Here is a 1,184-nt window from a genome sequence, read left to right as displayed (position 1 = left end):
TGACCGCGTCTGATCGCAGGCTGTTCACTTCGGAGTCGGTGACTGAGGGTCATCCGGACAAGATTTGTGATGCCATCAGTGATTCGGTGTTGGATGGGTTGCTGGCGAAGGATCCGCGGTCTCGGGTGGCGGTGGAGACGTTGATCACGACGGGGCAGGTGCATGTTGCGGGTGAGGTGACGACGGAGGCGTATGCGGATATTCCGACGATTGTGCGGGAGGTGATCCTGCGGATTGGGTATGACTCGTCGGCGAAGGGGTTTGATGGGAACTCGTGTGGGGTGAATGTGGCGATTGGGTCGCAGTCGCCGGATATCGCGCAGGGGGTGGATGCGGCGTATGAGGCGCGGTTGGAGAACGCGCTGGATGAGATTGATCGTCAGGGGGCTGGGGATCAGGGGTTGATGTTCGGGTATGCCTGTTCGGATACGCCGGAGTTGATGCCGTTGCCGATTGCGTTGGCGCATCGGTTGTCGCAGCGGTTGACGCGGGTGCGGAACGAGGGGGTGTTGCCGTATTTGCGTCCGGATGGGAAGACGCAGGTGACGATCGAGTATGCGGGGGATCAGCCGGTGCGGTTGGACACGGTGGTGGTCTCCACCCAGCATGCGGATGGTATTGATCTGGACAGCATGTTGGGGGTGGATGTGCGGGAGCAGGTGGTGGCGCCCGAGTTGGCCGCACTCGACCTGGACACGGGGGATGTGCGGTTGCTGGTGAATCCCACCGGGCGGTTTGTGATCGGCGGTCCGATGGGGGATGCGGGGCTGACGGGGCGGAAGATCATTGTGGATACGTATGGGGGCATGGCGCGGCATGGTGGGGGTGCGTTCTCCGGGAAGGACCCGTCGAAGGTGGACCGGTCGGCGGCGTATGCGATGCGGTGGGTGGCGAAGAACGTGGTGGCCGCCGGTCTGGCGGGGCGGGTGGAGGTGCAGGTCGCGTACGCGATCGGGAAGGCCTCGCCGGTGGGGTTGTTTGTGGAGACGTTCGGCACCGAGACGGTGGATCCGAGCAAGATTCAGTCGGCGATCCGGGAGGTGTTCGACCTGCGTCCGGCCGCGATCATCCGGGATCTCGATTTGTTGCGGCCGATCTATGCGCCGACCGCGGCGTATGGGCACTTCGGGCGGCCCGAGCTGAACCTGCCCTGGGAAAACACCGACCGCGCCGACAACCTCCGC

Annotated in this window: 1 protein-coding gene; it reads left to right on the top strand. The window is 64.0% G+C overall.

The annotated features are described in order from the left end of the window. A partial coding sequence (gene metK, locus FXO23_RS50505) for a methionine adenosyltransferase (protein WP_425484993.1) occupies positions 1 to 1,184 on the top strand: 1,184 nt, incomplete at both ends.

Source organism: Amycolatopsis anabasis (genome assembly GCF_009765355.1).
Taxonomy (GTDB): Bacteria; Actinomycetota; Actinomycetes; order Mycobacteriales; family Pseudonocardiaceae; genus Amycolatopsis; species Amycolatopsis anabasis.
Note: the sequence above shows the minus strand (reverse complement) of the source record. Positions and strands in the feature narration are given on the sequence as shown.